Origin of the sequence: Aeromonas fluvialis (assembly GCF_000819885.1) — a bacterium.
Lineage (GTDB): Bacteria > Pseudomonadota > Gammaproteobacteria > Enterobacterales > Aeromonadaceae > Aeromonas > Aeromonas fluvialis.
The window spans coordinates 1-555 of the sequence record NZ_CDBO01000022.1 but is presented as its reverse complement, the minus strand read 5'-3'; the positions used below and the strand labels follow the sequence as shown (position 1 = coordinate 555).

The 555-nt window shown below is 55.0% G+C and carries 1 protein-coding gene; it reads left to right on the top strand.

The annotated features are described in order from the left end of the window. A partial coding sequence (locus tag BN1125_RS05635; RefSeq protein ID WP_042011159.1) for an IS3 family transposase occupies positions 1 to 555 on the top strand: 555 nt, incomplete at both ends.

Genomic DNA, 555 nt, shown 5'->3' with positions numbered 1-555 from the left:
GGTGAGTTGTCAGCAACCCCGCCATAGCTACAAAAAGGCCGCACAAGAGCACCCTGCGATTGCGAACCTGCTGGATAGACAATTTGCAGTGACGACGCCAAATCAGGTGTGGTGCGGCGATGTCACCTATATCTGGACCGGCAAGCAGTGGGCATACCTCGCTGTTGTACTCGATTTGTTTGCCCGTAAGCCAGTGGGGTGGGCAATGTCATTGTCGCCCGATAGTGAGTTGACCTGCAAGGCATTGACCATGGCATTTGAGTCCAGGGGGCGGCCCAAGGGAGTGATGTTTCACTCCGATCAGGGCAGCCACTACACCAGTCACAGGTTCAGGCAGCAACTCTGGCGTTATCAACTCACCCAGAGCATGAGCCGCCGCGGTAACTGTTGGGACAATGCGCCAATGGAGAGGCTGTTTAGAAGCCTGAAAATGGAATGGGTGCCGAGAACGGGCTACCAGAGTATTAACGAAGCCGAACAGGCGATCACAGATTATCTAGTGGGCTATTACAGCCAGGTGAGGCCTCATAGCTACAATGGCGGGCTGCCCCCAAA